Here is a 5,902-nt window from a genome sequence, read left to right as displayed (position 1 = left end):
CAACGCCTGGAAAATACGCGCCTAGCTGAGCCACAGCGGATCAATGACCGCGGAGTCTACTACCAGTCCCACTACGGCATTGGCGGCGGGCAACGCTGGTCAAACTCATTCAGTCACGCCAGCGATGTTGCGTTGTTACGATCATCCGGCGCACATGGTCTGCGGCACTCCTACGCCCAGGAGCGCATGGGCGAATTACAGCGCGACGGACTGAGCTACCGCGACGCGCTAGAGACCGTTTCACAGGAAATGGGGCATTTTCGACCCGACATCACCGAGGTCTACCTGCGATGAACTGGCGTCACACTGCGCTACTGATCGCCCTATGTGCGGCATTTGGCCTGGGCTGGCTGGCTCTAGAGCGGTTCGACAATGTGGCCTATTTGACCAGTGATTACACGTCGGTTACTGGCTGGGCGGCATTACGAACCGGGTGGCCCGTTTATGGTTGGATTGCTGCCGTCACGATGGTGTTCGGGCTGTCGATCGGTGCCTGGATCGGCGTTAGCAGCCGAGAGCGTGATGCTCAGGAGCAGCTACAGACCCTACGGTCAGCATTAGAGGTTCAGCTGCAGCAGGCGCGTACATCAGACGAGCGAGCATTACAGCGTGAGCAGCAGGCTCGTGAGAAAACCGCCGCCGCCGAGCAGGCTCGCCGTGACGCAGAGGCCCTCATCGCGCCGGGACAGCAGCGGATTAATGCGCTGAGCGAGGAAAATGCGCTACTCAAACAACGATTAAACGGCTCTATTGCAGCCCTAGAGCGTAAAAAACAACAGGTGCGCCAACTGAAACATGACTCCAGGCAGCTATGCACAGAGATCGAAACCTGGCAAAACTGCTGAGCGCGATGAAGCCGAGCGCGACCGTAGCGAAGCCCGTAGTTTGATCGAGGAATTTCGCGCTCAGGTGAAGAATTTGGAGCAGCAGCGCGACGACGCTCGCCAGGAGCTGGCCGAGGCCCGCAACCGCATTACCTCGCTCCCCGAGCAGCGCGACGAGGAACGAACGGCTCGCATAGAGGCGCAGCGCGAGGCCAAGCAGATTGATCAGGCCCGCATCGAGGCCGAACGCCGAGACCCGCACCGAAGCCGCCCAGGCGCAGGCTACCGAGCGCTTGGATGCGCTCAAAACCGAGCAGCAAGCCCGAAAAGCCGACGCCGAAGCGCACCAGAAAGCCCTGGCCGAGGAACGTATCGAATGGAAGGAACGGCTAGCGTCTATCGAAAAACAGCGCGAGAACGCTGAGAAACGCGCCCAGGAGGCCGAAACGGCTCGGGTGAAAGCCATCCTACAGGTCGAACTGTTATCGCAGGCTGTCGAGGCTCAGAAAGCCGAGAAAGAGAACCGTGTTTGACGGTAAAAATCCGGCCTAAAGAGGCCGTTTTTCAAGATTATTCGCCTAATCTTGAGTTTTAAATGTAGGGGTCACAGGTACTTATGGATTCTAAAAATCAAACCCTATGGCCTCATTTGCGAAAGTAGATCAGGTATCCTTAGCAAAAAATTGGAACAAAGCTAGAGGGACATGCGGTGCTTAAGAATCAAACGCCAGAGCCTGGGGTAATTTCTACCTGCATTGTGTGCATATTTGTATTCGGCGCCATCTTCCTGTTGGGCGTGCCTTTTATGTTTTTTGTCGTGTGGCTTTGGGGCGATTGGGGCTTGGCAACCAAGTACGTGGTACCAGGCACTACTGTTTTTGCTGTGCTAGCTTCTGCGTTCTTCGGGATAGTTGGATCGTCCGTCCGGAAAAACAGGTTCTCCGTGCTTGGGTTAGCCGCGGCCAGCCTTTTTGTATACTTTATGTTCATTACCAGCTTTGAATTTAGCTCTATTGAGGAAGGTAATGAACCAGCTAAGCAGCTCACAGAAGAACAAAAAGCTCGAATAAAATTAAATGATGAGTGCCGACTTATAGGGATGCAGTATGCTCGTGCAGCTTCAGAGTCTTTCAGTGGCGTTTCTTCAAGAAGAGACGTAGTTATCCCTATGAAATGTAGAGGCCTTGAAGCTACGCAGCGCGGAATAAGGCTGGGATTTGACCGATAACTAGGTTTTACCAGCACTCCATCAGTACATGCATTCCAACTATTTGGTGGTTTTTAATCACATCACCACTTTGAATACGCTCCACATCCGTTATAAATACCCCTAGATCGGCCCTATGGGCCGATGCAGCGAGCTTGCGAGCGGTAACCGGCAATGCACAGTTCAAGCCGCTGCACGGTAGCTGACGCCCACCACAGCCCCTTCTGTGCCTAGACACCCTTTTGATAAACAGAAGTTACTAGCGTTATCCACGTAACGATTGCGCGTATGCGCCCACCTGCGGCGCAGGTGCGTAGCACCTCGAAAGCCGCTATACCGCGCCTTTGGCGCGTCATCATTATTAGGCTGGCCGTAGGCCAGGGCGAGCGAAGCGAGGGTAGGCGTGCGCGTGCGCGCGTTTGTTTTTTGTAAGCTTTGAAAACCTTTGAGGACGTCTGAAACCATCATGGAGAGAGGCTTTGCGAGATATTAAACACACCTTTCCTTACCCATAAACACACCTTTCCTTACCCATAAGCACACCTTTCCTTACTTACAAGCACACCTTTCCTTACCATTAGCACACAAAATAATTGAAGTGTGCTAATTTATAAACACACCCAAGGAAAAAAGTGTTTGAATAGCAAGGGAACGTAGTTATATGGCTCAGGCACCCCAGATCATCGTGAAGGACAACTCTCTGATAAACGCGGCCTACAGGCTCGATCTGACAGAGCAGCGCCTCATCCTTATGTCCACCGTTCGGGCGCGTGAGAAAGGCACAGGTATCACCACCGATAAGCCTCTGACGGTGCGAGCAGAGGACTACGCAGAACAGTTCAAGGTCACACGGCAAGCGGCTTACATGGCCCTTAAAGAAGCCACGACAGGACTTTTTGATCGACAATTCACCTATGAGCAATTGAGCAAAAAAGGCAATATTGAGGTAGTCAAAAGTCGGTGGGTGTCACAAGTGTCATACGTCGAAAACGAGGGTATGGTTAGCATCGTCTTTACCCCGGCTGTGGTGCATTTAATAACCCGACTGGAAAAGGAGTTCACCCGCTACGACCTGGAACAGGTCAGCGGCCTGACAAGTACTTATTCGGTACGTTTGTACGAACTTCTGATTTCATGGCGGCGGTTTGGCAAAACACCAGAAATTGCACTTTCCGAGTTCAGGCAGCAGCTAGGTGTGGCCAATAATGAATACATCCGAATGCACCATTTCAAAAGCAAGGTGCTGGACATGGCCATCAAGCAGGTGAACGAAAACACCGATATCGTGGCCGAGTACCAGCAGCACAAGCGGGGCCGCTCGATCACTGGGTTCTCCTTCAAATTTACGCTCAAACTGTCAGAGAAAGCTAAAAAGCCACGTAAGCCAGGGCCTACAAAACCAGCCAAGAGTGCTGAAAAAGGGGCGCGTTTTGGGATACCGGAAGCGGCCATTAAGGCTGCTCGTCAGCCAGGGGAAAGCTACGAGGATGCCGCCTTAAGGTTGCAGGAAGAAGCTAGCAGGAGAAAAGTCTGATGCCCACAGTGCTACGTCTAAATGGTTTCCGGTTTTACTTCTACAGTCACGAGCCTGGCGAACCGCCCCATATGCACGTCGACTACGGCAGCGCGAGCGCCAAGATATGGCTACACGACGCCGCTATTGCTAACAACATAGGGTTTTCGGCAAAAGAACTCGGTAAGATCCAACGCATGGTGCGAGAGCACCAAGAGATGCTACAGGAGGCATGGGATGCATTCTTTAATCGCTGATACTGACCTGCGGGTGATGAACGTCAATATTGACGACGACCGTCTGGTGGTGGAGCTGATGGATGGCCGCCTGATCGGGGTGCCGTTGGCGTGGTATCCGCGCTTGGCTAACGCAACACCCGAACAACGCAACCACTGGGAAGTAGCCGGTGCCGGCTACGGCATCCATTGGCCAGATATTGACGAAGACCTGAGCACCGAGGGGCTACTGCTAGGACGCAAGGCCCCACGAGCAACGGCCTGAGCTGTTAAGCCTGCCACCTCCCGAGGTCTTGCTACCGCTAGGCCTCCTAGCATCCTTCTGCCTGCTGTTTGGCAGCGGGCTACTGTGGGCTCGCCACCGCGACCGCCAAGAGAAACAACGGGGCTTTCCGCGCCGCTAGTAGCCCAGCGTTCCCGCTCGCTACGCTCGCTGCATGGGGGCTGCGCCCCCATACCCCCTACCTGAATCCCCTATGTAGTGGATTTTGCCTAGGTCTGTTGTCGCGTTGCGACAGCGAGCAGGTTCGCTGAGGCTCACCTGACGCCCTTTGGCCGCTGTGCACCGTTGGTGCACCTAAATTGTTGTGCTGTAACAAACCGCGTTTCTTCGAAACGCTGTGCGCGTTCGCGCACAGTGACGCTCCGCGCGTCACTGTCGGCTGATGCCGACACGCTGGCCTCTGCGGCCAGCCGTGCACCGTTGGTGCACCGTCGCTCTCTACGAGCGACCCGCCGCCGATGGCGTCGGAGTCGCCTGTCGGCGACCGAGCAGAGCGCATACGCGCCTGCCCGCTGGGTACAATTAAGACATTTTGTACCCAGCGGGCAGGCTATATGTGCAAAATTTCACTATTGCGCATATTCAGCGCACAATTTGTTGCGCACATAATACTGTGATAGATTTATCTAATCCTTTAACGCCTGTGGCGTAGGGGTTTTGCCAGCCCTTAGGAGGAATATGGCGCGATCATATCGTTGTGGATCGCGTAATGCGTTGCCGAACGCCAGCAGAAAAATCGGTCTCCCGGGCTCTGCCCGGCACTTGGCGCCTTGCCCGCGCCGCCCCAAATAAATCCGGCCGATTACAGCGTGGCCACGCTGCTCAAAAAACTGGCAAACGGTGCCATCGGGCACAGCGGGTGAACAGGCTCTCCGCTTCGACGTATCGAAAAAAGGGGTCGCAGTCCGCTATCGCGGGCGATCACGCAGACTGCGTGAAGGTTCTTACAAACGGGCTTTTTGTGTCTGATTTCGATCCAGTAGCCGAACTGCAGCGCGTTCATGAAATAAAAAAAATGGGTCGCCGCCGCCCATATGCACGCGGACGCAGTCAGCTAGACCCATTCGCCGCAGAGCTGCTCGCCCTACATGCCAGCGGCGCTCGACCTGCGGATCTACGCGATTGGCTCAAACTGCCACCTCGGCGCATTCGAGTCGCACATTCAACTGTCACCCGGTGGTTACAACGCACACTCGACCAACGAATTGCTGAACGCGAGAGGCACAAATAGTGGGCCTCTGGTTCGCCAGCGGCGAACGGCAGGCGGGCCGCATCATGCAGCAACTGCAGGGCAATGTGGTGCAGAGCGTACGCAGTGTCAGCAACTACGAATCCGCGTTAGCTCGGGTTGCCGAATGGCAGAAATCCGAGCATACCGCAGGTCGCCAGGGGGGCGACCTGCGCAGTCTCACCCCCGCCCAGGCAGTCGCCTATCTCCAACAGCGCGGCGAAACCGTCGGACAAAAAGCGCTCGATCAGGAAAGGCAGGCCATCCAGTTGATGCAGCAGCATGTGACCAACCAACTGGCCGCTGGTGAGCGCCTGCCTGTCATCCGGAGCGAGCGGGAGCAGGTATTGTCGTCGCGCAGCTACACCCGCGAGCAGGTTACTGCGATTGCCGAACGACAAACCGATAAAAATGCGCTCGCCACACAAATCGCCTATGCCGCTGGCCTACGTGCCCATGAACTGCTGACGCTGCGACCCGCCTCTGAACGCCCTGCCGATGACCGTCCCGCCAGAGACGAAAAATTTGCGGTCCGCGAGACGGGCGAGCGTTACACCGTGGTGGGTAAAGGTGGCCTCTGTAGGGAGGTGGTCATCCCCCGCGATTTGGCT

The 5,902-nt window shown here is 55.5% G+C and carries 8 protein-coding genes; all 8 read left to right on the top strand.

The annotated features are described in order from the left end of the window. Nucleotides 1-294, top strand: a 294-nt coding sequence (locus ACT3R7_RS20325; protein WP_496199442.1) for a hypothetical protein, incomplete at its 5' end; no start/stop codon positions are given. Next, complete coding sequence (locus ACT3R7_RS20320) at nt 291-845, top strand: hypothetical protein (protein ID WP_496199441.1); 555 nt, start codon at nt 291-293, stop codon at nt 843-845. The genes ACT3R7_RS20325 and ACT3R7_RS20320, both read left to right, overlap by 4 nt. A gap of 200 nt (nt 846-1,045) precedes the next feature. Continuing rightward, nucleotides 1,046-1,357, top strand: a complete 312-nt coding sequence (locus ACT3R7_RS20315) for a hypothetical protein (RefSeq protein ID WP_496199440.1) — start codon at nt 1,046-1,048, stop codon at nt 1,355-1,357. A gap of 176 nt (nt 1,358-1,533) precedes the next feature. Further along, nucleotides 1,534-2,052 carry a hypothetical protein gene (locus ACT3R7_RS20310; protein WP_496199439.1) on the top strand — a complete coding sequence of 173 codons (519 nt, stop codon included), beginning with the start codon at nt 1,534-1,536 and terminating at the stop codon, nt 2,050-2,052. Between the two features lie 640 nt (nt 2,053-2,692). Continuing rightward, nucleotides 2,693-3,565 carry a replication initiation protein RepM gene (repM, locus tag ACT3R7_RS20305; RefSeq protein ID WP_496199438.1) on the top strand — a complete coding sequence of 291 codons (873 nt, stop codon included), beginning with the start codon at nt 2,693-2,695 and terminating at the stop codon, nt 3,563-3,565. Beyond that, nucleotides 3,565-3,801, top strand: a complete 237-nt coding sequence (locus ACT3R7_RS20300; RefSeq protein ID WP_496199437.1) for a DUF4160 domain-containing protein — start codon at nt 3,565-3,567, stop codon at nt 3,799-3,801. The genes repM and ACT3R7_RS20300 overlap by 1 nt, the downstream gene beginning before the upstream one ends. Beyond that, nucleotides 3,782-4,045, top strand: coding sequence for a DUF2442 domain-containing protein (locus tag ACT3R7_RS20295; protein ID WP_496199436.1), 264 nt, complete (start codon nt 3,782-3,784; stop codon nt 4,043-4,045). The genes ACT3R7_RS20300 and ACT3R7_RS20295 overlap by 20 nt, the downstream gene beginning before the upstream one ends. Nucleotides 4,046-5,338: 1,293 nt before the next feature. Then, nucleotides 5,339-5,902: hypothetical protein (locus ACT3R7_RS20290; protein WP_496199435.1), on the top strand; the 564-nt coding region annotated here is incomplete at its 3' end.

This window comes from Halomonas sp. AOP43-A1-21 (assembly GCF_052376775.1).
GTDB lineage: Bacteria > Pseudomonadota > Gammaproteobacteria > Pseudomonadales > Halomonadaceae > Vreelandella > Vreelandella colorata.
The sequence above is the reverse complement of the archived record's forward strand: the minus strand, read 5'-3'. Positions and strand labels throughout refer to the sequence as shown.